This is a genomic window from Bradyrhizobium sp. GW821-FHT13H05 (assembly GCF_058804065.1).
This window is the reverse complement of record NZ_JBXAPO010000003.1, coordinates 69,861-92,033: the sequence shown is the minus strand read 5'-3', so window position 1 is coordinate 92,033 and position 22,173 is coordinate 69,861. Positions and strand designations below refer to the sequence as shown.

Annotated in this window: 26 protein-coding genes; 1 reads left to right on the top strand and 25 read right to left on the bottom strand. The window is 59.7% G+C overall.

What is annotated here, in order from left to right:
• Nucleotide 1: 1 nt before the first annotated feature.
• The 18 genes from AC1RR3_RS09305 to AC1RR3_RS09220 form a co-directional block, all read right to left on the bottom strand.
• Nucleotides 2-364 carry a hypothetical protein gene (locus tag AC1RR3_RS09305; protein ID WP_492821638.1) on the bottom strand — a complete coding sequence of 121 codons (363 nt, stop codon included), beginning with the start codon at nt 362-364 and terminating at the stop codon, nt 2-4.
• A gap of 79 nt (nt 365-443) precedes the next feature.
• A complete protein-coding gene (locus AC1RR3_RS09300) occupies nt 444-1,406 on the bottom strand; it encodes a DUF5309 domain-containing protein (RefSeq protein ID WP_492821636.1) in 963 nt (320 codons plus the stop codon).
• A gap of 226 nt (nt 1,407-1,632) precedes the next feature.
• Nucleotides 1,633-2,220 carry a hypothetical protein gene (locus tag AC1RR3_RS09295; RefSeq protein ID WP_492821634.1) on the bottom strand — a complete coding sequence of 196 codons (588 nt, stop codon included), beginning with the start codon at nt 2,218-2,220 and terminating at the stop codon, nt 1,633-1,635.
• A 45-nt stretch (nt 2,221-2,265) separates the two neighbouring features.
• Entirely contained in the window at nt 2,266-3,288 is a 1,023-nt protein-coding gene (locus AC1RR3_RS09290; protein ID WP_492821632.1) for a hypothetical protein, read from the bottom strand.
• A 378-nt stretch (nt 3,289-3,666) separates the two neighbouring features.
• Nucleotides 3,667-4,770 carry a hypothetical protein gene (locus AC1RR3_RS09285; protein ID WP_492821630.1) on the bottom strand — a complete coding sequence of 368 codons (1,104 nt, stop codon included), beginning with the start codon at nt 4,768-4,770 and terminating at the stop codon, nt 3,667-3,669.
• A gap of 144 nt (nt 4,771-4,914) precedes the next feature.
• Nucleotides 4,915-5,787, bottom strand: coding sequence for a hypothetical protein (locus tag AC1RR3_RS09280; RefSeq protein WP_492821628.1), 873 nt, complete (start codon nt 5,785-5,787; stop codon nt 4,915-4,917).
• A 35-nt stretch (nt 5,788-5,822) separates the two neighbouring features.
• Nucleotides 5,823-6,452, bottom strand: a complete 630-nt coding sequence (locus AC1RR3_RS09275) for a hypothetical protein (RefSeq protein ID WP_492821626.1) — start codon at nt 6,450-6,452, stop codon at nt 5,823-5,825.
• Nucleotides 6,453-6,596: 144 nt separating this feature from the next.
• Nucleotides 6,597-6,905 carry a hypothetical protein gene (locus tag AC1RR3_RS09270; RefSeq protein ID WP_492821624.1) on the bottom strand — a complete coding sequence of 103 codons (309 nt, stop codon included), beginning with the start codon at nt 6,903-6,905 and terminating at the stop codon, nt 6,597-6,599.
• A gap of 409 nt (nt 6,906-7,314) precedes the next feature.
• A complete protein-coding gene (locus AC1RR3_RS09265; protein ID WP_492821622.1) occupies nt 7,315-8,220 on the bottom strand; it encodes a hypothetical protein in 906 nt (301 codons plus the stop codon).
• 31 nt (nt 8,221-8,251) lie between these two features.
• Nucleotides 8,252-8,887, bottom strand: a complete 636-nt coding sequence (locus tag AC1RR3_RS09260) for a hypothetical protein (protein WP_492821620.1) — start codon at nt 8,885-8,887, stop codon at nt 8,252-8,254.
• A 109-nt stretch (nt 8,888-8,996) separates the two neighbouring features.
• A complete protein-coding gene (locus tag AC1RR3_RS09255) occupies nt 8,997-9,296 on the bottom strand; it encodes a hypothetical protein (protein WP_492821618.1) in 300 nt (99 codons plus the stop codon).
• Nucleotides 9,297-9,321: 25 nt separating this feature from the next.
• Complete coding sequence (locus AC1RR3_RS09250) at nt 9,322-9,570, bottom strand: hypothetical protein (RefSeq protein WP_492821616.1); 249 nt, start codon at nt 9,568-9,570, stop codon at nt 9,322-9,324.
• A gap of 257 nt (nt 9,571-9,827) precedes the next feature.
• Entirely contained in the window at nt 9,828-10,079 is a 252-nt protein-coding gene (locus tag AC1RR3_RS09245) for a DUF4926 domain-containing protein (protein WP_492821614.1), read from the bottom strand.
• A 5-nt stretch (nt 10,080-10,084) separates the two neighbouring features.
• A complete protein-coding gene (locus tag AC1RR3_RS09240; protein ID WP_492823125.1) occupies nt 10,085-10,357 on the bottom strand; it encodes a DUF6883 domain-containing protein in 273 nt (90 codons plus the stop codon).
• Between the two features lie 325 nt (nt 10,358-10,682).
• Entirely contained in the window at nt 10,683-11,138 is a 456-nt protein-coding gene (locus AC1RR3_RS09235) for an SMI1/KNR4 family protein (protein ID WP_492821612.1), read from the bottom strand.
• Nucleotides 11,139-11,152: 14 nt separating this feature from the next.
• Nucleotides 11,153-12,148, bottom strand: a complete 996-nt coding sequence (locus tag AC1RR3_RS09230) for an HNH endonuclease signature motif containing protein (RefSeq protein WP_492821610.1) — start codon at nt 12,146-12,148, stop codon at nt 11,153-11,155.
• Nucleotides 12,141-13,802: a portal protein gene (locus AC1RR3_RS09225; RefSeq protein ID WP_492821608.1), complete on the bottom strand. Its 1,662-nt coding sequence runs from the start codon at nt 13,800-13,802 to the stop codon at nt 12,141-12,143. Before AC1RR3_RS09225 ends, AC1RR3_RS09230 begins: the two co-directional genes overlap by 8 nt.
• Nucleotides 13,803-14,438: 636 nt before the next feature.
• Nucleotides 14,439-15,611: a M23 family metallopeptidase gene (locus AC1RR3_RS09220; RefSeq protein WP_492821606.1), complete on the bottom strand. Its 1,173-nt coding sequence runs from the start codon at nt 15,609-15,611 to the stop codon at nt 14,439-14,441.
• A 237-nt stretch (nt 15,612-15,848) separates the two neighbouring features.
• Between AC1RR3_RS09220 and AC1RR3_RS09215 the strand changes: the two genes are divergently transcribed.
• The gene (locus AC1RR3_RS09215; RefSeq protein ID WP_492821604.1) at nt 15,849-16,679 is read left to right on the top strand and encodes a hypothetical protein; all 831 of its coding nucleotides are present in this window, start codon (nt 15,849-15,851) and stop codon (nt 16,677-16,679) included.
• 209 nt (nt 16,680-16,888) lie between these two features.
• On the opposite strand, the gene AC1RR3_RS09210 is transcribed toward AC1RR3_RS09215, so the two are convergent.
• The 7 genes from AC1RR3_RS09210 to AC1RR3_RS09180 all read right to left on the bottom strand — a co-directional run bounded on the left by AC1RR3_RS09210 (nt 16,889) and on the right by AC1RR3_RS09180 (nt 22,090).
• The gene (locus tag AC1RR3_RS09210) at nt 16,889-17,860 is read right to left on the bottom strand and encodes a M23 family metallopeptidase (RefSeq protein ID WP_492821602.1); all 972 of its coding nucleotides are present in this window, start codon (nt 17,858-17,860) and stop codon (nt 16,889-16,891) included.
• A gap of 179 nt (nt 17,861-18,039) precedes the next feature.
• Nucleotides 18,040-18,708, bottom strand: coding sequence for a hypothetical protein (locus AC1RR3_RS09205; protein WP_492821600.1), 669 nt, complete (start codon nt 18,706-18,708; stop codon nt 18,040-18,042).
• Nucleotides 18,709-19,490: 782 nt separating this feature from the next.
• A complete protein-coding gene (locus tag AC1RR3_RS09200) occupies nt 19,491-19,970 on the bottom strand; it encodes a hypothetical protein (protein ID WP_492821598.1) in 480 nt (159 codons plus the stop codon).
• A gap of 133 nt (nt 19,971-20,103) precedes the next feature.
• The gene (locus AC1RR3_RS09195; protein WP_492821596.1) at nt 20,104-20,679 is read right to left on the bottom strand and encodes a portal protein; all 576 of its coding nucleotides are present in this window, start codon (nt 20,677-20,679) and stop codon (nt 20,104-20,106) included.
• 541 nt (nt 20,680-21,220) lie between these two features.
• The gene (locus tag AC1RR3_RS09190; protein ID WP_492821594.1) at nt 21,221-21,409 is read right to left on the bottom strand and encodes a hypothetical protein; all 189 of its coding nucleotides are present in this window, start codon (nt 21,407-21,409) and stop codon (nt 21,221-21,223) included.
• Between the two features lie 62 nt (nt 21,410-21,471).
• The gene (locus AC1RR3_RS09185; protein WP_492821592.1) at nt 21,472-21,783 is read right to left on the bottom strand and encodes a hypothetical protein; all 312 of its coding nucleotides are present in this window, start codon (nt 21,781-21,783) and stop codon (nt 21,472-21,474) included.
• 55 nt (nt 21,784-21,838) lie between these two features.
• Nucleotides 21,839-22,090, bottom strand: a complete 252-nt coding sequence (locus tag AC1RR3_RS09180; protein WP_492821590.1) for a hypothetical protein — start codon at nt 22,088-22,090, stop codon at nt 21,839-21,841.
• Nucleotides 22,091-22,173: the final 83 nt, after the last annotated feature.

Genomic DNA, 22,173 nt, shown 5'->3' with positions numbered 1-22,173 from the left:
GTCAGGCGGTCCTCACGGAGATCGAGAAATGCATGGGAATAGCGGCACCGGAGGCGCCGGAGGGCGTCAGCACGATCACGTCGTCCTCGTTGAGATAGGTCGGCGACGGCGGCACGGCCGAGAACAGCTGGCCGGCGGCCGATCCGGCTTGCGTCACCGTGAACGTCGCCAGCGTCGCCGCATTGGCCGAGACGGTGACGGTGCCATCAGTGGTCGTGATCGCCCCGCCCAGAATGCCGGCGACTTTCAGCACGCGGCAACGAAAGGGGACGCGAACATAGGCGGCGACGGGGCTCGCGCCGCAGGACGACGTGTAGGCCGTGAGATCGGCGGTATTGAGGGTGCGATTGCCGGGAAGCGGCATCTTGGCTCTCCAAAAAGAAGGGGCAGCCCGAAGGCTGCCCCAAGAAGTGGACAAGGGTGGAACGGATGATCCTGATCGCTCAAGAGGTGGTGTTGTCGAACACGCCGCCGGAGGCCTTTTCGTTGCGGGCCACCAGCGCGTATTCCGCCAGGATCTGCCGGCGATCGGAATCTCCGGTCTTGGCGAGCGGGATCGAGATCATGTTGCGCCCGTTGAGATAAGCCACCGCCCATTTGTCGAGCTCAAGCACCAGAACGTCGCGCGGGCGCTGGAAGCGGTTGGCGACCACCTTGAGCTTGCCGAAGTCGGATTCATACGCATCGACGGATGCGACGATCTTCTTCGACTTCGACTCCTCGATCGCGGTGGAGCGGCCGGTGAAGGTCGAGAACATCTGCTTGTTGAAGGCGCCGGTCATGATGGTGCCAGGCTTGCCGCCATTGGTCCAGATCGCAGACAGCACGGTCTTCAGGCGCACCTCGGTGAAGGCGAGCTGGGTGCCGTCCGTTCGCGTGCCGGTGCCGTCGGCCGCCGCCGGGTCCGCCGCACCGCCGGCCGTTCCCTTCGAGGTGTTCGAAACGACCCAGGAGAGGACGGAAGCGGTCTTGCGCGCCGTCGTGGTGTTGCCGGCCAGTTTGGCCTGGTTGGCACCGCACAGGATGGTTTCGAGATCACGCTTGAGCTCGAGGCCTTTCAGCATCTCCTGATAGGCAAGCTCGTTGTCGCGGCCGGCATGGTCCACCGCCTGTTGCGTACCCGAAACCCGCGCGACCTTGTAGGAGATCTGGCAGAGATTGCCGAGGCGAACGGTCGGCGTGGTCGTGTTGGTGTTGGGATCGTCGCCCTCGAGCTGGGCGTTATTGGCGTCGGCGCCGGCCAGAGCCTGCGTCTGCCATTCGTGGTTGACGGCAGTCGCCTTCTCCTTGTCGACGCCGCTCATGAACGGCGTGTCGACGGGATCGATGCGATAGATCATGTCGCTGAGGTCTTCGCGGTTACCCACCGCGGAGTAGGTGACGAAAGTAGAGGTCGGTAGCGTCATCGATGTGTCCTTGTAATGGCCATGCGGTTTCGATAGCGCAGCGATAGAGCTGTGCCTGTCCTGGAAACGGCGGCCTGATTGGCTGGTGGTCTCAGTTCTCGTTCATGCGATGGCGCGGAAACGGCGGCTTCCGGTTCGCGAGTTCACGAGACATCTCGGCCGGGGGCCTGGGCGGGTCGCACAGGGGCGGCGTCATTACGAGCCTGGTCAGTAGCATCGCGCCACATCAGCGCGGCTGCACACGCGTCAAGCGCCGGATGGGCGACGTGTCCTGAGAGGGATCGTCTGCACGTGCCCCGTATCCTGGCGACACAAGCGCGGCAGTGGGGACGAACGGTAAGGATGTATCCCTGGCATCGAAAACGGATGATCGCGGCTGATCGGCGTTCGGCTGTTGCTGACGCCGGATATTGTCGATGATGAGGTCGGCCATCGACGAGGGAGGCTCTTGCAGTGCAGCCGGGGGCGCAGCTTGGCTCATGGGCATGCACGCCCGCAGTGCGTCGGCAATCGAAGCATCGACGCGCGACTTGATTGCATCCGGGTCCGGCTTAGGAATATCAAACCTGGTCAGGGCGTCTCCGAGCGCCTTCTGGATCGCATTGCTGAGCGTTGATCGATCGATGCGACATAGATCCTTATCGTTCAGAAACTGGATGCGATGGTTGGAAAAGCGGGGATGCTGATAGTACGGGCTGTTCGGATCGTAAAACTCTCCCTTGGGGTCGCGATAAGCCTCCGCAGTTCCAATCACCCGCGCACCATTTTCGTCCGTGACGTCGAAGGTCTCGATAGGCAAGATGATTCCTTTCATCCGGCGTCCGCCCCCGGAAGTTAACAATCCACTCTCGTTGGAAGATTAGTTGGACGCTTTGCAAGCCGGTGGCAGCAAGACGTACAGGCCTTTCGAGCCCTCCGGACTGAAACGCGCCACGGTCGCAATGTCGTCGTCACGGCTCAGCTCAAGCACTTGCCGGCAAAAATCAGAGTAAGGCGCACTCTCGGCCTTCCTGAGCGGCATCGTGAACCAAATATCGCCAAAATGATCGTAGGTACGACACGACGCGCGCGCGATAGCATCATAGCCGTCCCCCAGATTCGAGGGGGTATCTTGGTTACAAGCAAATCGCCGCTTCGCCTTCTCATCGATGGGAAGCGTCTCGTCATGCCCCAAAAACAACACGATCATCGCCGCAATCCCGGCAGGCTCGCTGTCAACGGTCAGGACGCCAGCAGGCATCCGAGGCGACGCCAGCGAGGTGATCGGCTGCAGGACCATTGGGTCGGGCACGGGGAGATCAAGTGCTTCCAGCAGCTTCTTTGAACCGCGGAAGGTGAATCTTCCCGCCCCGCGGTTGCGCTCGAGCCAGCGAGAGAATTCCTCGAAAGAGAGTGCCGCTATTGCGTTCGCATCAACCGAAAGCAACTGGTGGAGCGGCGAATGCTTTCGATAGATCGAGAGAAGCGCCATTCGTTCCGCAACTTCGTCTGCTCGTTGCGGGATCTTCGCGTCAAGCTCGCGACTTTCTCGTGCCAGGCGGACCTTGGATGCGCGAGCGGCGCGAAAATCAATTTCGGCGATGTCTTCGTGCAGAACATAGCGGACCACACCGCCAAGACATTTCACAAGCGTAGCCGGACTGAAGTGTCGAGCAGTCACGGCAAAATCGCCGAAGACGTAGTCGATTTGATAGGGCCGGGACAATTCGCACGGCGCGACTTCGGGAAGCCGGCGGGCATTGAGCAACAGCGCACCCAGTATTTCTTGGTTGATGTGCTGATCGTACAGCGACAGCTCGGGAGACATTGCGAGATGGATGCCGAGGATTCTCGTTTCGGCCTCTTGCGACGAAACTGGCAAACTCGAAAGGGCGAGCGACATGCAGATGACACCAATACACCTGAAATTTCGAATGAGCATTCTGTTCGCCGCCTGGTTCCGACCAGCCCTATGGGCGCGCGAGCGCCGATGCATCGTCGCAGACAGTCATCTCGACTCCCGGCGCGACGACAATCGGCGAGTTTCGGACCAGTCGCCGAAGCGATCCTTGAAATTGGCCGGCTGCCCCTCTGACAATGGATCATCGGCGGTCACGAACGGCACCGCCGGCGCGACAGGCAAGCCGCCAGACGCTCGCGAAGGGGCGGGCCGCGAAATCCTGGCCTGTGTGAAATTTTCCGAGTTCGCCGGTGATCGGATCTTTTTGCCTGCCATAAGCCGAGGTGCGGCGAAACGGCGGCCCGGGATTGTAAGGATCACTCATTTAATGGCCTTTCCAATATCCAGTATCCATCCGGGCTGGCACCTGTCGTTCGTCGGATCGGGGCATTTCGCGCGCTCCGTCAGCCACCACGACAGCACTGCCGTGGCGGCCGATGGGGACACATAAAGCCGAGGGCTGGTTTGACCGGCTGCCAGGGTAAACTCCTGGCGGAACAACAGACGAAATGAATTGTCGCGAAGCTCTGCCGCGTAGCGCGCATAGACCACGCTTGAATCGTCGTCGGGCAGCTTCGGTCTATCGATCGGACCGACGATGCCGATCAAGCCCTTGCCGCCGCCCGCGGCCTGCTCAACGCGCTCCTTTAGTCGCACACATCGCCAATCGGCGATGCGGCATCTCACAAGATTGCCGATGCCCTGAATGTCGTCCGACACGAGAAACAGAAACAGTGACTTCTGTTCGGCATCGAACCACCCTGCGGTCACACCCGAATATTTTCGAATCTTGCCTCCTCCGATCCTCTTGCCCTGCGCGTCCAGGACATCGACTGTATCGGAGTAAGCCAAGAAGAACTTCGAGCTGTCGCGAGACCAAACGATTTTGGCGACCGGCTGCCTGGTCGTCGTGGGGACGCTGATCACGCGCAACTCTCCAGCTTCGGCCGTCAGTTGCAGCGGCTGGTCCGAAGCCACGGCCTTCATGTCTGGGGAGAATGCCATGCCGATGCGACGTGACCGGCTGTCGAACGTCGCCAGGATCGCGCTCTTGCCGGTCTCGAGCTCGAACTTCCGCACGCGCCCTGCATCATCCTCAGGAAAAACGATGTACTGACCATCCGGTCCACATTGGGCCCACCTGGACCCCGTAGGAGATGGGGCGGAGATCTTCGTGCTCCCATCGTATGCGTCGACATACTCCCCATCCGTCGCGAGCAGATAGCGCTCCCGATCCCCGCACCACGCGATGAACTCGCCTTTCGGCCGCGGCGTATGCGGCAATTTCTCGAAGGTCGGGACGGCTACAGGCTTGGCCGGCGGGACGGGTGCCGCCTCCTCAGCGTGGCAAACAGTTGTCACGACAAGCAATGCGAGCGCCACACCGACAATAGGAGGACGAAGATCAATCGAGCGAAGACGCATGATTTCATCTCTAACGTGAGGCGACGTGGTGTGAGCGACGATCCGTCATGTCTATTTCCGGGCTTCCAACGTTTCTGCGGCCACGCCTGAATTTTCTGTCACGGCATCACTGCGCCGTCGCACATGTCGTCCGTTGCGTGGCGATCAGTATCGCACACGATAGGAGCTGAGATGGCGCACAGGAGCCGTCGCCGCGGGAGGCCATGACGGCGGCGTCGGCTCATCGGCGTCCACCCCGGCAAGCGATCCGATGAATGGCGCGATACCATCGCCGTCGCCGATGACCGCCGCTGCACCGCGCGGTTGAGCGTCATGGCCGTAATCCTCGAAGGCGGATGGCGGGACGCTGCTGCGGCGACCGTACTCGTAGCCATGGACGATGTTGGCGTGATTTTGCTGTGATAGGCCATAGGGACCGGATGTATCCATGGGCGGCGGAGATGGCGATTGCGCACCGGTATTCCTTCGACTCTTGTTGAACTCCTTCAGCAACCGACCCATTGCGCCTAACCTGTTCGAGGCCCCACCGCCTACCTCGGCGGCAGCCATTGGGATCGGTGTCAGCGCAGTGACATATCCGAGATGGTTCGAAGCGCTGCTGGTAAAAGCCGGCACAAAGAGACCGTTCGGAACGCCCCATTGTGCGTGCCGCTGCAGGTCTTGCTCGCCCCCACGCCTGAAGGCTTGCGCCATCGCCATAAGAGCATCATTTGGCCCAGCCAATTCTGCGTCGTCACCACCACGATTCAACGTATTCCACCTCCGGTCAATCTCCGCGGCAAAAGCTCTCGCACGCTGCTCGTCGTAGTTCGCTGGCACGATGAGATAATTGTTCGGATTTGCGATCCTTCCTTCGGTTCTGTTGCTGCCACGGTCGTCAGTATAGAGCGCGACCTGGGAGCCACCCGGCGTCGGATCGACCACGTAGGCACCGTCGCGCCTCAAAAATTTGGCCGGCGCAAAGCCGGCCACGTTCCTGTCGCGCAATGCGCCAGCATAAAAAATTTGCTCTGCCATCAAATTAATCCGTTTTTTCAGGATTCAGGTTTCGACTAGTAACGAGTGCAAATACTATAAAAATGATCGACTAGCCGAAGCGGCACTCCGCAAATCGAGATTTGACCAACGTCGGCAGATTCGAGATCATTCCATGCCTGCGTCCATTCGGGCGTTCTCCGTTCCGGCTTGAGGATTCTGTCCGACGAATCGTAGATAACGCTGTCGAAATAGGTGTTAAGCGCAGAACCAGCCTCACGGGCCTCGCAAAAGCCGATCGCCTTCGTCGCCCCATCTTCGGTGAATTCAATCAGCTTACATTTCTTCTTGTACTGTTCGATCGGCGAAGCATGGAGACGGAATCCGAGGGATATGAGCCAAGGAACGTCGTCGCTCGCGACAAGGTGTGGAGCATAGAAAATCAGCAAAGTGGCGAGGAGAACCGGTGCGCCTCGCGGCTTTCGAAGAAACGCGCAAACGACGAGCCACACGACGGCAATGACGACACACGCCAGGTTGAGCCAGAGAAGCCAGTCTGCCACCTCCGGCCGGAGGTACATCAGAAAATCGTAACCTGCTACACTTGCCAAAGTCACGGCCGCAAACGCGTAGGTCAACCATGGCGGCCGCCGGAACATTTCTCCACCAGAGGTTTCTTGAGCCGGCGGGGCCAGATCAGAGTTCATGTAACACCCACTTCGTGGAAGCTCTCCGCCAATCCCTGTAAGGCTCCCCTGAGGAGGTAGGGCAGCGAAGAAGCTCTGCGCCAGAGATTGTACAAAACAGGAACGATGTCAACTCTCCCTGTAGTTGTGCAGAAGCTGTGCAGGCTAGATGATCCCGAACCGCCTCCGCCGCTCCGCCGTCTCCGCCGTCTCCGCGAGCTCCTTCAATTCCGCGCGCGCCAGCTTGCCATTGGCGACCACGCCTGCGAGGTGATCGCGCACCTTGCCGACGATGTTGATGGCGAGGAAGAGCTTTTCGCGGCCGGCGGCATCGTCAATCGTGGTTGCGCGCCAGGCCGCGATGTAGCTCTTCTCGAGCGTGTCGAACGCCTCGTTCAATAGCTCGTCATCAAGCAATGCTTCGGCGCGGACTGCCCTCGCCGCCGCGCGCTCCAGTGTGCTCTCGTCAGACATCGGTTTCCTTCTCGTTGTTTCGGCCGCCGCAGTGCCATGTTGGCATCGAGGACGGCCTCGATCTCGGCGAGCTCGATCTCTGTTTACTTTTTGACCTGGAGATGGATCGCGTCGTATGCGGCAATTTCTCGAAGGTCGGAACGGCTACAGGCTTGGCCGACGGGACGGGTGCCGCCTCCTCGGCGTGGCAAACAGTTGTCACGACAAGCAATGCGAGCGCCGCACCGACAATGGGAAGACGAAGATCAATCGAGCGAAGACGCATGATTTCATCTCTGACGTGAGGCGACGTGGTGTGGGCGACGATCCGTCATGTCTATTTCCGGGCTCCCAACGTTTCTGCGGCCACGCCTGAATTTTCTGTCACGGCATCACTGCGCCGTCGCACATGTCGTCCGTTGCTTGGCGATCAGTATCGCACACGATAGGAGCTCAGATAGCGCACAGGAGCCGTCGCCGCGGGAGGCCATGACGGCGGCGTCGGCTCATCGGCGTCCACCCCGGCAAGCGATCCGGTGAATGGCGCGATACCATTGCCGTCGCCGATGACTGCGGCCGCACCTTGTGGCTGAGCGTCATGGCCGTAATCTTCGAAAGCGGATGGCGGAGCATCGCTACGGCGCCCGTATTCATAGCCATGAACGATGTTAGCATGGTTCTGCTGGGAAAGGCCGTAGGGCCCGCTCGTATCGGTATGTGGCGGCGGCGGTGGCTTGGCACCGCCGATATTCCTCCGATTCTCGTTCAGGAGCGAATCTATGGCAGCAACAATCGATTTCTGAATCGCGCCTAGTCGATTTGAAGTCCCTCCACCGACTTCGGCAGCAACCATTGGAATGGGTGTCTGCGCTGTGACATATCCCAGATGGTTCGAAGCGCTGCTGGTAAAGGCAGGCACGAAGAGGCCGTTTGGAACGCCCCATTGCGGATGTCGCTGCAGGTCCTGCGGACCACCACGCTTGAAGGCTTGCGTCATCGCCATCAGCGCCTCGCTTGGTCCCGTCAGTCCTGTGTCATCACCACCAGGATGGATTGTGTTCCATTTTTGGGCGATCTGCGCGGCAAAAGCTTTCGCTTTCTGCTCATCATAGTTCGCGGGCACGATGAGGTAGTTGTTCGGGTTTGCAATCTTTCCTTCGGTTCTGTTGTTCCCACGGCCGTCAGAATAGAGCGCAAAACCTTGGGAACTGCCCGGGACTGGGTCCACGACATAGGCGCCTTCGCGCATCAAAAATTTGGCCGGCGCGAAGCCGGCCACTATGTCTTTGCCCTTTTCCTTGCGTATCGCACTGGCATAGAATGTCCGTCCAGCCATCAAATTGATCCATTGTCTCCAGGACTACTGTTCACATTCCATAAGCAGTACAAACGCGGTAGAAATGATCAACGAGACGAAGCGCTATTCCGCAAGCCCGGATTTGGCCGGCGTCGGCGGTCTCGACATCGCGCCAAGCTTGCGTCCATTCTGGCGTTCGTCGTTCCCACTTCTGAATCCCTCCCGTTGAATCGTAGAAGACACTATCGAACTGCGTGTTGAGCGAATAACCGAATTCTCGCCGCTCACAAAAGCCCATGGCCTGGGCTACCCCCGCTTCGTTGAACTCGATCAACCTGCACTCCTTCAGATACTGCTCGAGGGGCGAGGCCTGGAGGCGGAATCCGAGTGATGTGAGCCAAGGGGCATTTTCGCGCGGGACAAGATAGGGAACGAAAAAAATCAGCAAAGTGGCGAGGAGGACCGGTGCACTTCGAGGTTTCCGAATGAACGCGCAGATGATGAGCCATACGACGGCGATGGCGATACCCGCCAATCCGATCCATAGGAGCCAGTCGGCCGCCTCAGGCTGGAGATACGTCAGGAATTCCTGGCCTGCCAGGCTCGCCAACGTCACGACAGCGAACGCATAGGTCAGCCAGGGCGGACGTCGGAACATCTCTCCCCCAGAAGTTGCGGGGGACAACTGCTCCTGATCACTGCTCAACCGACACCTCTCCAACTTTCCCAAGACAGCGCAACGGCGATAATGGCATTGATTGGACAAAACAGGAACAATGTCAACTCATCCTGTAGTTGCGCAGAATCTGTGCAGGCTAGATGATCCCGAACCGCTTCCGCCGCTCCGCCGTCTCCGCAAGCTCCTTCAATTCCGCGCGCGCCAGCTTGCCATTGGCGACAACGCCTGCGAGATGGTCGCGCACCTTGCCGACGATGTTGACGGCGAGGAAGAGCTTTTCCCGGCCGGCGGCATCGTCGACCGTGGTGGCGCGCCAGGCTGCGATGTAGCTCTTCTCGAGCGTGTCGAACGCCTCGTTCAAAAGCTCATCATCGAGCAACGCTTCGGCTCGAGCCGCCCGCGTGGCCGCCCTCTCCAGTGTGCTCTCATCAGACATTGGTTTCCTCCTCCTTGTTCAACCGTTACGTCCATAGTCTTCGTGCGAAATGAACACTACGAACGCTGCACTTTCCCCTGCTTCGATCGCCCCCCTTCAGATGCGTGTCCAGAACCGTCATCTTGGCGTCGAGGGCGGCCGTGATCCTGGCGAGCTCGATCTCGCCTTGTGTCTTGATCTGGAGGTGGATCGCGTCGTTCTGCACCTTTTGTTGCTGGCCGCCCCCGATGCGCTTCGAGCCGGCCTCGACCTGCGCTCGCGCCGGCGCGGCCAATAATTTCGAGCCTCGTGGTTACGGCTGATGCAGGAATCGGCCTGCGATCGATCGCGCTCGGATCGTTGAAGAATGGATCGGCGTTCGTGTGGCCCATGATCCGAGTCAGCTTGGCCGGGGTATACTTCCGCGGTCAATCACCCCGCTGAGCAGCCACCTCTACTCCCGCAGGTGCCAACTACCTCATCATCATTTGCCGCTGAATATCCGTGAGAGGTGCAGCCGAAATCGCCATAGCGAGTTCAAAGTTCTCGGGCCTAGTGACGCTTCCCGACATCCTTACAGGAATTATCGTATTTGCTCAGATCAGCGGCGCGCACGGGATAGACCCCCAGCGTATCCTCCCCGTTCGCGTCCCGCCCGTATGCATCCACTGCGTCCGGAAACTCGACAAGATATCCTGACGGGCCGTCGTCTGGCACGTACACAATGGTTCCTCGAGAACCGGCCGGCACCGGTATTCCGGGTATCGCGTGCTTCAGTACAACAACGTCATGTAACTCAAACATTGGATTTACCTGCCTGGGAAGGCTGTATCGAGCCGTGGCACGCCGTCTTTTCCAATTGTCCAGCCCGTGACAACCGGGATTGTGCGACCATTGGCTCCGGTCACGTTGATGGTCTGGTTGAACACGGTTCCATGCGGGTTACCCCCTTTCCGGACCGCTTGAGATTCGTCGAAGATCAGTTGCTTTGCAAGATCCGACGCATTTTCCCGAGTGAAGCCAAGCGCTTGTCTGAACCAATCTGCTTTCGGACCACCCTTGACATGATCCGGATCAAGCAGATAGCGATGCGGCCTTGATCTTGGCGAGCTCGATCTCCCCTTGCGTCTTGACCTGGAGATGGATCGCGTCGTTCTGCGCCTTTTGTTGCTGGAGCTGCGCCTGATGCGCGGCGAGCGCGGCGTCGACCTGCGCGCGTGCTTGGACGGCGAGTAGCTTCGGATCGGGCGGCGGCCACGGTGGCAGAGGGATGCTTCAGCAAGCGTCCAATCCGCGCGCCTTCATGCCAAATGCATCCAGCCACACAGCCACGATATTGGCTTCGATCAAGCGATACAAGCCGGCGCAGAGTCAGCTAGCGAGTTGCCGACCCGCGCATCGCAAGGCTTACTCCCAGCCTTCAGGTAGTTCGGTGAGAGAATTGATAAATTGCTTCAGTGTCGGAGCGAGAAACACAACGTATTGATCGGGGTCTTTATAATCTTCATGTGAAACGAACATTATATTCCCGAAGGATTGGGGGATCACGCTATACATAAAATAATCACCGCCTTCATCGTACGCGAACGGTATATATCCCCGCGGAAATTCGGGTGTCTGATCCACCAGCACTGTGTAGGATCTTTCGAAGGTTAATCCTTCGCGACGTGTGTTCATAGGTAAAAATTCCTCGACGTCATATGCATCTCCATATTTGAGGAAGAATTGAGGACGAGGGCTTCCGCCGTTATGCCGGAGATAGTGCTCCTTGAGATCTTGCGGCAAACTAATGCCCAAGAAGTGCTCGACGCGCTTGATATCCAACTCAGAAAGCGGGGGAGCGGTCTGTTCAAAAACAACCAATGCTTTTCTCCTTGTCAACGCCTGTACTTGACACCGTGGTGCTTCACGTACTGCGCCACTGCCCCCTCATGGGGGAAACCCGCTTCATGCGCGTCCCGCTTAACTAGCTCGAGGGTCGCCTCTCCGCTCGTCGGATCGAAATCGTCCACGTGATGCCAGCTATATCCAACCGGTGTTTTGGCGAGCTTACCCTCACTGTTCGCAAGGCGAAAGTCACGTTTTCGGCTGCCGGTAAGCTTTATTCTCACAATGTTTCGCTGCCCCTCTGCGACAGGATAGAGGTGCTCGGTTCCTGCAAAAGTCGGCCCGCCGTTCGCAGTCGTTCCGACACCGGCGTATCCTTTTTTAGCCGCCCATTCCGCCGGCGTCAGCCGAACCTTACTCGTTAACGCGCGTACTTCTTGGCCGGCGACGCGCCCGACGCCCTTCGCACCCGGTATCAGTCCGACCGCAGCCTCAATGGCTCCGGGGAGGTCATCGCGGCGCTTCGCATCGATGAGGTTAAGCGCGGACCCCACCACTCCAAGCGGGGTCAAGCTCAATAAATTGCCGATACGCGTCGCCAGCTCTTGGGCATTGTGCAGCGGCACGCCGAGAGCTAGCAGCGCGTCGATCGCGCGATGCCCGGTCTGCTGCGTGGGCGTGAATGTCGCCGGCTTCAGCTCGCCAAGCGGTATAAAGTGCGACAAATCAGGAGGGCGCTTGTCTTGCGGAGGTGTCGATGCGACCGGTCGATCTGGTGTAGACGTATCGTTAGCTTCACTTTCCGGATCCCAGGACTCGCCCTGCTCCGACGTCTGTGTGATCTTTGCTGCCGGACTGACATAGAGTCTCTGAACTCCGGTCGCGGGCTGTTGCGGCGGAGGCTGCGCCGGCTGACTCTGTGCTAGTTGCCCCGGCGCCTGCTGCGTTACGCCATCGGGGCCGAACGGATCGTGGTCGATGGGAACGAGAGAGACATTCTCGAAGTCCGGCTGATGCTCGACCGGCACCAGGGAGTAATCAGCCATGGTGCACGACCAGCAGATATTTGCCGGGACGGTTCGAGTCCGGCACGTAGTGGTGGCCGTCTCTCGCCCGCCGCGCGCCAGGCGGATATGAACGATGCGCTTTCCCCGCTTCGATCGCCGCCTTCAGATGCGTCTCCAGCACCGACATCTTGGCATCGAGGGCGGCCTTGATCTTGGCGAGCTCGATCTCTCCTTGCGTCTTGACCTGGAGGTGGATCGCGTCGTTCTGCGCCTTTTGTTGCTGGAGCTGCGCCTGATGCGCAGCGACGGCGGCGTCGACCTGCGCCCGCGCCTGCAGCGCCAGCAGTTTCGGATCTGGCGGCGGCTGCGGCGGCGCCGGCGGCGGATGTAGCAGCTGCCCGGTCTGCGGATTGACCGCGCCGGGATCGTTGAAGAACTGATCGGGATTCCTGTGCCCCATGATCCGCGTCAGCTCCGCCGCGGTGTTGTAGAGCTGCTGGTCGCCGACGAGATTGAACTTGCCGCCGGCGAGCAGCTCCTTCTGCACGTTGGCGATCGCCATGGTCTGGGCGAACTGCTGCGCCTTTCCGCCTGCGCCGAGGCCGACATTGATGGTCATGTCGTCGCGCGTCTTCCAGTTGCGCGGATTGATCTCGACCCAGGCGTTGCGCAGCCGCACCGTCTCCTCGCGCTGGCCGTGCTTGCGGATCGTGCCGTGCAGCAGCGCGAAGATGTCGCGCACGCCTTCGGCCATGATGCGCGCGATCAGCTTGATCCGCATCTGCGAGGCCGAGAACACCTGCGCGACCGCCGTCGCCGACTGGTTCTGCAAGGCGTTGGCGTCGATGCCCTGGGTCTGCTTGCCGAGACCGGTGCGGATCTCGAGCTCGGCGTCGAGATATTGCAGCATCGGGTAGATCGACGTGGTGATGTCTGGCACAACCTGCCAGTTCAGCCCGCCCGCGGTCTTGGTACGCACAACGCCGCCGGGCCGCGACACCAGGAGATCGTCTAGCGTATTTGGTCCGGCATTCTGCTCGGCGACCTCGACGCGCGGATTGTTGTGCAGATAGAGATTGTCCAGCGCCCCACGCTTGAGCGCAGTCTTCTCGCGCTGCAACGGCATCACGAGATCGGCGATCGAGCGGCCGAAGAAGCGATGGGTCACCGGCACCGGCGTGGTCGCGGCAAACGGCATCTCGTCGAACGGCGTGATGCAGTCCTTGCCGTCCTTGCGCAGGATCTCGGCCTGGTCGCCGCCGGTGATCACTTGGTAGAGGCAGGGACGGCCCGAGCCCTCAAAATCCATGCGTACGTAGTGCTCGGTGATACGAACGAGCCGCGCCGCCGAATTGGCGCTGCCGCCGCCGGCGGTCGCGGACAGATGCTCCTCCACCGTGTCGCGCGCCAGCGTCTCGATCTCGGTCGTGCCGGCATGCGGCCGCAGCGCCCTGACCTGGCCGGCGTCAAAGCCTTCCGCAATCAATTGCGCCTCGGTCCTGGTGACGACCTCGTGGAAACAGTAATTGCAATCGCGGATGCTGCGCGCACCGCGCTCGATGCCGAATTCTTCCGGCGGCACACCCATCACCCGCGCCTGGGCAAGTTTGCGCGTGGTGACGATGGTGACGTCATGCGTGACGAGAGACCCCATCGGCGCGAGCGGCGCCGGGGCGAGCAAGGGAACGGGCATGTTGATTGAACTTTCAATGGCGCGGAGCGCTAAACGCAGCGACCAGCCAATTTGGTCAACGCTACTACGCTCGTACTTTCGAATACAAAAAAGGCCTGCGGGCGCGCAGCGAAGCGACGCCGCACGCTCGCGGCGTTATCCGACCGGCCATAGTGCGGTCGATCCAGCGTGATCAGAGAATAACGTAGATAACCACTGCAGGGCCGGCGCAGCAAATCACCATACCGATCAGGGCAGAAAGTGTGGCCTCGATTTCCAAACGCCCGCTCTCGTCGCGCCTGAAACCCAGCCAACCAAATCGGCTAGTGTCGAGAGGGGTACCGACCCGGATATTGCCGGGCAGCGAGACCGAGACTCCGTCGACCCGAAGATTTCCATTCTCATTTGAAGGACATCGCAATGCTCCTCATTCATAAGATGATTGCTCGGGGCGATCACATGGCTTTCTTGTTTCAGCCCACCCAGGCGGCATCCGGCGGACTGTTTCAAGGCTCAGGCAGAAGCGACGTCCGCTCGCCCCGCGGGCAAACAGAAAGACAAGGCCGGCGCGGCGGACCACGAATGGATTCCAAATCGGCTTCTGGACGCTTTGCGGTTTTGTGGCTCCCGCAATCTTCCTCTCTTGAGCAGCGATGCCTAGTAGCCGCTGCTGCGCATGTAGTCCCGGATCATGCCGAGCAGCCCCGTTGGGGATGTCCGCCCGGCATTCGACGGATCGCCTTCTACGGTCGAGGCGGTCAGGCTTGGCACCCCGACAGAAGCAGCTTGCGCAGATGGCGACACCTCCCGCCTCCGCGACGAGGAGGCCCATCGATTCAATGCACCATCCCGATCCGGTGCAAACAACGCCTCGAGCGGAAATGACGCCCATACCGCGGGCGGCGTCGCGGTCGTAGACAGGCCTGACGCATCGAGCGGAAGCGGCGACGAGGTTGGCGCGATGGCTCCCGATACAGCCGACAGGACGGCTGGGCCACCAAATGTATTCGATCGGAACGGTTCCGGAACCATAGGCGGCTGCTCCGGAGCGAAATGGAGCGGCGGCAGCAGCGGATCGACCGCTGGCGCCGAATTCGCAGGGGCTCGCGGGCGCACAGGAGGCTGCAAGGGTGCCGGACCATTCGGGCCGCCGAGCGACGTAGGACCCGTTGCGTCGGGAACGGCCATACCGCCTGGGAGTCTAGCTGCACTTTCGATGCGGGGATCCTGTGTCGATGGCGCGCTGCCGGACGCGGGTGGTCGAACCTGCGAAGGTCTCGGCGACGTCACGACTGCACGAGGTTGCAGAGGCGGCTTCGGCTCCCCGTTCTGGTACGGGAAGACGGGATGATTGATGTCAAACGTATCCGGATCAGCCCTGTACGTAATGTCGCTGGAATATATTCCGAACGGTTTGTTCGGATCTGCATTCAGCGGTGCTCGGCCTGAGATGATCTCGCGATGCAAATGCGGGCCTGAAGTGAGACCTCCCATCTGTTGAACATATTCCTTGGTGCCGATCACCGCGCCCGGTATCGGCTTGTCCGCTTCGATGGGGGTGCCCGGGGCCGGCAATGGACCGGGCCCGAGATGTGCGTAGACCTTGTAGAATGGTTGGCCGTCTGCCGCAGTCGATTTCACGACGACGGCAGGGCCATAGCCGCTGATGACACCGCTCCTGAACACTTCTCCACCGTATTGCGCGTAGACGGGTGTTCCCGCCTTGGCTGGATTGTCGCCTCCGCCGTGATAGCCGCCCTTGGTATTCGCGCGGGGCGTCAGCCAGCTTTCCGTGGTCGCCCCATAGCCGGGATATTTGTACTCGGGCATCTCTTGATTCCGTCAATTGTTGATGCTGTTCGGACCGGATCGAAGGAGTGGGACGGCTCTTCGCATCGTAGACGCAGGCACCACTTTGAATCGCAGCAAGCGAGGACTTGATATTCCAGGTGGCCAAGCACTACTCTAAGTTGGCCAAGCCAGACGATTGGCGTTCATACCGGACCATCGGCCACAAGTTCTACCGGAGCGCGGCTCGCTTCAGATGCGCCCCACGGAGATGACAAATTGAGATTCGTTTCAGCCATTCTCTTCTCGGTCCCGGAAATGACAGTTCGGGCGGCCCTTCTTGTCATACTGGCCGCATCCATAGCGACAGGCAGCGCACTCACGAAAGTTTCAGCAAAGGCCGCATGCCCTGCGGGTTACAATTGCATGGAGCCATATCCGCTGGATGGCATCTGTCAGCATCCAGGAATAGTTCGCGATGAGAACGTGAAATCGGATCACTATGAGAGCGATCCTTTCTCGTCCGTAGTCGAGAAGGCCTGCCTCGCAAAAATGGGACCGCAAGCGGGCCGCCGCGGCGGCGAACTTCGCCTCAAGCTCGGCAACGGCGCCGTCAAACTCTACAAGGACAATCCGAACAAGAAAGCTTGCGAAAGAGGTACCTCAGAGGCCTGCAAGAGCTACATGCTCTATGACTATTTCCCGAAATCCCGGGCATTTCTCGTCCACGTGATGTCCTACGAAAGCGACGAATGGCTCCTGGTCCGGCAGCAGGATGGAAAGGAGGAGAACATCGTCGCCCCTCCGCGTTACTCGCCAGGCAAGACGTGGCTTGCTTCGGTCTTCAGGACTGAAGGCCCTTCCGACGGAAACAACGGAATTGACATCGTCCCGGCGAACGGAGGTTCGAGCGAGCCTGCCTTCCATTACAGACCTGATCAATACGAGCTTTGGGAATATGTCGGCTGGGAAGGCGACGACCGTCTATCGCTCAAAGTGACCTGGCGTCCCAAGCCTGAGTCCGATCTCGTCGACTGGCCCGCTGAAGTCGTTCGCGTCAACGGACAATGGCAATTGCATCGCTGGCCCCCCGGTTCGCCGCGGCCTTGAACATCTCGCAAAAACCCCCTCGTTCATTTCAACCTGGCAGCGGGATTGTCGGCCCAACCGATGCAATCCCGACGTTCATCTTGCAAATACTGCCCGGCATGATCGCTTAGCACTCGACTTGATGATCGCTGGCATCGTGACCATTATCCTGCTCTGCTCCCGGTCCTGGCGTTGTTAGGTATCGGGCGGGTGTCCGCAGTGCTGCCGGTCTAGTAGCCGTTGCTGCGGATGTAGTCCTGGATCAGGCCCAGCAGTCCGCCGGCAGGTACCCGATCGGGGCTGGACGGATCGCCTCCAGCGACTGAGGCCCTTGGATTCGCTGGGCCGATCGCGACACCTTGCGCGGCTGAAGGAGCACTCCTCCCGCGCGGAGACGATGCCCATTCGTTCAATCCGCGGCTGGGGTCAGCCGCAAGCAATGCCTCGAGCGGAAAACGCGCAGGCGCGAGCGACGGCGTACCGCCGGTGATCTCCGACGCCGTCCCACGCTGCATCGGCTGCGAGGGATCGACATCCATCCGCGCAAATTGCTCGTTGCGGACGCCGAAACTATTGCCGTCGCCGGTCCGACCAAGGCCGCCACTTCCGCTCGAGTCCGCCGGTCCGAATACACCGCTAACTCCGCGCCAATTGCCGAAGCGATCGGAAAGATCCCAGGGTGCGGATCCGGGAGTCGGAAGCGAATTGTCGAGCGCCTGTTGTGCCCGCGTCGTTCCGTCAACGAAGGGGACGGGCGCGGTGCTCGGTGCTCCGGCAATGCGACGGGCCGCATCCGGCGACAACACGTTGGGCGAAGCGGGACGCGGCATGTCCCTGGCCGCTCCACCAGGGAAGCCAGCGTCAGTAGCATCCAGATAGCGTTGATGCTCTTCAAGGTACTGCTCCCAGACACCATGCGGGTTCAATATGTTCCCCGCAGGATCTCGGATCTCGTAATGGACGTGATGATCTTTTGTTCCGCTGTTGCCCATCGTGCCGATCTTTTCGCCGGCAAAGACCTTCTGCCCCGCAGTTACAAACTGATCTTTCGTATGAAGTATGTCATGGACGATTCCGTTTGCGTCCTCGATGGAAATGCGTTTGGGCTTTCCGTACCCGACCTTCCTCACAGTTCCGGATACCGGCGAGTGCACATCCGGATGCCTGAGATTGATCCCCGATTGCCCGCCGAGGTAATTCATGTCGACCCCGGTGTGGGGTATTGATGATGGCCTACGTCTGCCTTGCGCCTCTCCGGCTCCAAAATCTCCGGATGGCACGGTGGTGTGAGCTCGCACGCCATTGATCGGCGGGAGCATCAGATCCTGAACGTCTTTGAATCGCATTCACACTATCCTCGCAAGACAAGCCGCAATCTGTTTCAAGTTGACCGATCGGAAATGAAATAGAGAAACCAGCATCCGTTCATGCGCTTGAAAAGATAGAGGACATTAACTCCGGTGTCCGGGACCCCGGCGCGGACGATCACTTGAGCGGGGTCGCTTATGATCTCTTCCGGAAAGGCGTTTTCGTCATTGGGCCTCTTTGAGTTCTTGATCGTGATGATTTCTGTCTTGATTCCGTCCTTTTGCATATCCAATGGCGTTGGAAGCACCGTCCGGTCCTTCGGATCATAGTTCGGTATCTTTTCGAACGAATAGATCATGCTCGTCTTATAAACTTCGTCCGGATTTTGTAACCAGACCCCGAACTTGAGCGGGAGGCGCGTGTATCGCCGCTGCAAATCGGGGCTCGCAGAGAAGATGCGCAAGAATTTCGTGAAATCGGCAGCAGGACACGTCTCGCTCGCCGTGACGGCCTTGACATCTGATACTGAGGGTTGGGCTACAGCGTAATCAAACGAGACGAGCAGCCCTGTGAGCAGACCTGCCGCCCACAAGACGAGGCCGAAACGCCAGGTCCGTTGGCGCCAGAAGGAGATAATCTCATGAGGCGTCTCCATCAGGCCGCTGAGAACCGTGACCGAACCTTCGTCGTTTGTGTAAACTCGCGTAAGTCCATTCCGAACTACGGATACGGCCCTTTCCATTCGAAACCTCCAAAGAGTTCATTGCTGCGACGTGACCGAGCTTGCCTTCCATTACGGACCCGATCAATACGAGCTTTGGGAATATGTCGGCTGGAAGGCGACGATCGTTTATCGCTCAAAGTGACCTTGCGCCCCAAGCCTGAATCCGAGCTCGTCGACTGGCCCGCCGAAGTCGTTCACATCAACGGACAATGGCAGTTGCGTCGCTGGCCTCCCGGTTCGCCGCGGCCTTGAACATCGCGCAAAAAATCCCCCTCGTTCATTTCAACCTGGCAGCGGGATTGTCGGCCCAACCGATGCGATCCCGACGTTCATCTTGCAAATGCTGCCCGGCATGATCGCTTACGCGCAGCCGCGCCTCGATCTCGTCAGCGATCGTCGATCAGCACTCGAGCCAGGAACGGTCACACCATTGTAGAGGTTGTCCGCGCTGCAGCTTCATCCCCTTACTTGCCACCAGGAACTCCCCACTTGCGGTCGTCAGGATCGAGCTGCCCTCTCATCACCGCGGCCTGCGCATCGCTCGGCGTACCGAGGTAGGACATCACCCCCTCATGGACGAGCACACCCCACGCCTGGATGCCGTTCGGAGCAAACATGACGGCCAAGTGGGCGTTGGCGCAACTGTATTCCTTAGCGCAGATCGTGAACACGTCGTACGTGCCCCCGTGAATGTCCACCAGCTCGGCCGGGGTACTGTTGTAAGCAACATCATTCTGGGCGAGAACATCACGGGCCCAACGCGGCAGCTTGCCGGCATGCTCGATCAGATTCTTCGACGCTCACGCGTAGGCCGGCTTCTTGAGCACGTCGAACAGATAGGGGGTCGTCACCTTCGGTGGAGGCTCTGGAACATATAGCTCTCGCTTCACCACCGCCTGCTGCGCATCGCTTGGAGCTCCCAGGAAGGACATACCCCCTTTTTCGCTGAGCCCGGCCCACGCTTGCGTGCCGTTCGGCGCAAACATGACAACAATTGAAGTGTCGATGCACTTTGCGACGCGCACGCACATGTTAAACAGCTCGTAGCTGGTTCCGGCAATGTCCGTGGTGGTTCGAACGCTACTCACATATGGACCGTTCCTCTTGAGGATTTCCCGAGTCCAGGCCGGCGCGTCGTTGAGCAGACTCGTCAAAGTCTGCACATAGGCCGGCTTGTTCAGGACCCCGGACAGATAACCGATCGCCCTCGCAGGCGAGCACGCGATCCACATCGTCACCAGGGCCGCCGCCATCACGATCCAACGAAATTGCCGTCGCATGCTTACTCCCTCAAGCGCCCCACACCGCGGGACCTCACTACCATAGGTGGCGCGCAACGCACGAGACCGTTTGCCATCGCGGCCACGGGCTCGCAACCCGCGAGCCAGCAGCCGCGCACGTCCCTGCTGATGCTCAGAGTGTCGCCTGCCGCGTATCGCGCTGATCGGTCCCATCGTGCACCGTATGCGCGACGATCCTCATCATCCCGTTCGACTCCGCGACATCCTGGGCGAGTAGCGCAAACTGGTCGTCGGTGAGATCGTAGTAGGTCTCGCGGCTCTCCTCCTCGCGCTCCTCCCACCAGACCTTGACGATCCCGGCCTTCGACAACAGCGCGTCCTTGATGAAGGAATAGAGGACCATGAAACCACCGTTCTGCTGCATGAAGACGTGGTTGACATAGTCCGTCTCCTGCTGCGCGGCCGCGACGTCCTCCGGACCGACCGGCTCGAAGCGCACGACCTCGTCGGAGCCGGCAAAGATGTCCATCAACTGTGGCATCAGGCCCTCGATGGTGTCGGCGACGTCGGTCGATACCGCGCGCGAACGGCCGTCTTGTGCCGGCATGTCCTTGCGCATGTCGCCGAGATAGTAGTCCATCGCATCGGCCCGCTCCTCCGCCAGCCGTGCGGCCGATATGGCGGCGAGCGCGTTGGCTTTCTCGGAGGCGAGCATGGACTTCACTTCGGAGATCGACATCTTTGCCATGAATGACCTTTCGGTTGGCAATGCTGCTCTGTTGGTTTTCTGATGAGCGACGGTGCACTGGTCGCCGCGCATGCTACGGGAGTCACCTCAGCGCCCGGCGCCGGCCTGGGACGCAGTCCAATTTCCGAAACGATCGGCAAAGGACGGTCCGCTACCGGACGCCGCTCGCCCAGGGCGACCTGCCTTCCATCGACGGCGCCCTTGGGGCAGGCTCGGGATAGCCGTACTCGAACACGTTTCGACGGCTTGGAATCCCCGCCTGCGCCGCAGAATCGCTGACAAACGTGTCCTTTGCTTCGACAGCGTTGGGCGGCGGATTGTAGTATCGCTCCCAGTAGCAGGATCGGAATTGTAGAGCTGCCAGGCATCGTAGTAGTCGGTTATCCGGAGGTCCCTCTTGATCCGCTCGACGTCGACCTCAGGTGTGTTGAGCTCCTTGGTGAAGGCGAGGCTCGCAAGACTTCCTCCACCCTGTTTGAGCAGTTGGTTTAGTAGAAAGTTCAACATCGACATTCCTTACCGAATTGAGCGATGCAGCGATCTAGTCACTACGAATGGCATCCCGCCGGTAGCCCAGCCAATTGAAGCGCTGCGGCGGTGAATTGAACGGCTTGACATGAACTCGACCAAGCGACAGCAGGGGAAAGACAAGTCGGGCGACCGTGCATCCTATGCATTCGATGAACGTCTCATAGAGGAAGCCGATGCAGATGGAGACGAAATTATCCATTTTTCCCTCTCTCGCTGAACAGTCGATGTGACGCGCTGACATCGCTTGCACCGAGGGCACCATCAGAACGGATGCGTGCTCAAGACGAACGCGAGAAACACGACGACGATGATCAAGAACCCGATAAATCCGGCTACGTCGCGAGCCACCACCATTCGACCGTCTTCATCCCGCCGCCAGCCAAGCCAGTTGAAGCCAACGGCAGGCGCATTGAGTGGATGGACATAGGCGCGTCCAAACGACAGCGCGGGAATGGCGAGCCGCGCGACCGAGCACCCGATGAACTCGAAGAGCCAGTATATCAGGTACTCCATTTGCCTGTCCTTGCCACACTCCCCGGCCGCAGCGGATATCGAGATTTTGTCGGGCTTCACGACACAGCTCATTCGACCTGCGTCTTTCGATTTGCCATCGCCAACACCCAGCAGCTCAGAACGTGCCGTGAAATATGGCGATAATCACGAACAGCACCAGAAGGCAGATCCCAAACCCGATCCACCCGGCAGCGCTCTGCCGCAGTTCAATCCGTCCATTCGCATCGCGACGATACCACGGCCACTGAAATGGCTGCGGAGTTGCACTGAACGGTTCGACGTAGATCCGGCCGAATGAAAGAAATGGTAAGGCAGCACGCGCCACCGCGTATCCGATCAGATCGACCAGTATTCGAAACGCCGACATCGCAAAACTCACGCAGCGGTAGAGACTACACTTTATAGAACATAACAAGAACATCGTCAACCGCAGGTTTTAGCCCAGCGGCC

What these genes read in the sequence shown, in the direction of transcription:
- AC1RR3_RS09190 (WP_492821594.1), bottom strand. Translation starts at nt 21,409, where the DNA reads ATGGATAATTTCGTCTCCATCTGCATCGGCTTCCTCTATGAGACGTTC.
- AC1RR3_RS09295 (WP_492821634.1), bottom strand. Translation starts at nt 2,220, where the DNA reads ATGAAAGGAATCATCTTGCCTATCGAGACCTTCGACGTCACGGACGAA.
- AC1RR3_RS09230 (WP_492821610.1), bottom strand. Translation starts at nt 12,148, where the DNA reads ATGGCTGATTACTCCCTGGTGCCGGTCGAGCATCAGCCGGACTTCGAG.
- AC1RR3_RS09245 (WP_492821614.1), bottom strand. Translation starts at nt 10,079, where the DNA reads ATGTTTGAGTTACATGACGTTGTTGTACTGAAGCACGCGATACCCGGA.
- AC1RR3_RS09255 (WP_492821618.1), bottom strand. Translation starts at nt 9,296, where the DNA reads ATGTCTGATGAGAGCACACTGGAGAGGGCGGCCACGCGGGCGGCTCGA.
- AC1RR3_RS09200 (WP_492821598.1), bottom strand. Translation starts at nt 19,970, where the DNA reads ATGCGACGGCAATTTCGTTGGATCGTGATGGCGGCGGCCCTGGTGACG.
- AC1RR3_RS09195 (WP_492821596.1), bottom strand. Translation starts at nt 20,679, where the DNA reads ATGGCAAAGATGTCGATCTCCGAAGTGAAGTCCATGCTCGCCTCCGAG.
- AC1RR3_RS09210 (WP_492821602.1), bottom strand. Translation starts at nt 17,860, where the DNA reads ATGAATTACCTCGGCGGGCAATCGGGGATCAATCTCAGGCATCCGGAT.
- AC1RR3_RS09290 (WP_492821632.1), bottom strand. Translation starts at nt 3,288, where the DNA reads ATGTCGCTCGCCCTTTCGAGTTTGCCAGTTTCGTCGCAAGAGGCCGAA.
- AC1RR3_RS09205 (WP_492821600.1), bottom strand. Translation starts at nt 18,708, where the DNA reads ATGGAAAGGGCCGTATCCGTAGTTCGGAATGGACTTACGCGAGTTTAC.
- AC1RR3_RS09305 (WP_492821638.1), bottom strand. Translation starts at nt 364, where the DNA reads ATGCCGCTTCCCGGCAATCGCACCCTCAATACCGCCGATCTCACGGCC.
- AC1RR3_RS09275 (WP_492821626.1), bottom strand. Translation starts at nt 6,452, where the DNA reads ATGAACTCTGATCTGGCCCCGCCGGCTCAAGAAACCTCTGGTGGAGAA.
- AC1RR3_RS09225 (WP_492821608.1), bottom strand. Translation starts at nt 13,802, where the DNA reads ATGCCCGTTCCCTTGCTCGCCCCGGCGCCGCTCGCGCCGATGGGGTCT.
- AC1RR3_RS09220 (WP_492821606.1), bottom strand. Translation starts at nt 15,611, where the DNA reads ATGCCCGAGTACAAATATCCCGGCTATGGGGCGACCACGGAAAGCTGG.
- AC1RR3_RS09285 (WP_492821630.1), bottom strand. Translation starts at nt 4,770, where the DNA reads ATGCGTCTTCGCTCGATTGATCTTCGTCCTCCTATTGTCGGTGTGGCG.
- AC1RR3_RS09180 (WP_492821590.1), bottom strand. Translation starts at nt 22,090, where the DNA reads ATGTCGGCGTTTCGAATACTGGTCGATCTGATCGGATACGCGGTGGCG.
- AC1RR3_RS09270 (WP_492821624.1), bottom strand. Translation starts at nt 6,905, where the DNA reads ATGTCTGACGAGAGCACACTGGAGCGCGCGGCGGCGAGGGCAGTCCGC.
- AC1RR3_RS09300 (WP_492821636.1), bottom strand. Translation starts at nt 1,406, where the DNA reads ATGACGCTACCGACCTCTACTTTCGTCACCTACTCCGCGGTGGGTAAC.
- AC1RR3_RS09280 (WP_492821628.1), bottom strand. Translation starts at nt 5,787, where the DNA reads ATGGCAGAGCAAATTTTTTATGCTGGCGCATTGCGCGACAGGAACGTG.
- AC1RR3_RS09265 (WP_492821622.1), bottom strand. Translation starts at nt 8,220, where the DNA reads ATGGCTGGACGGACATTCTATGCCAGTGCGATACGCAAGGAAAAGGGC.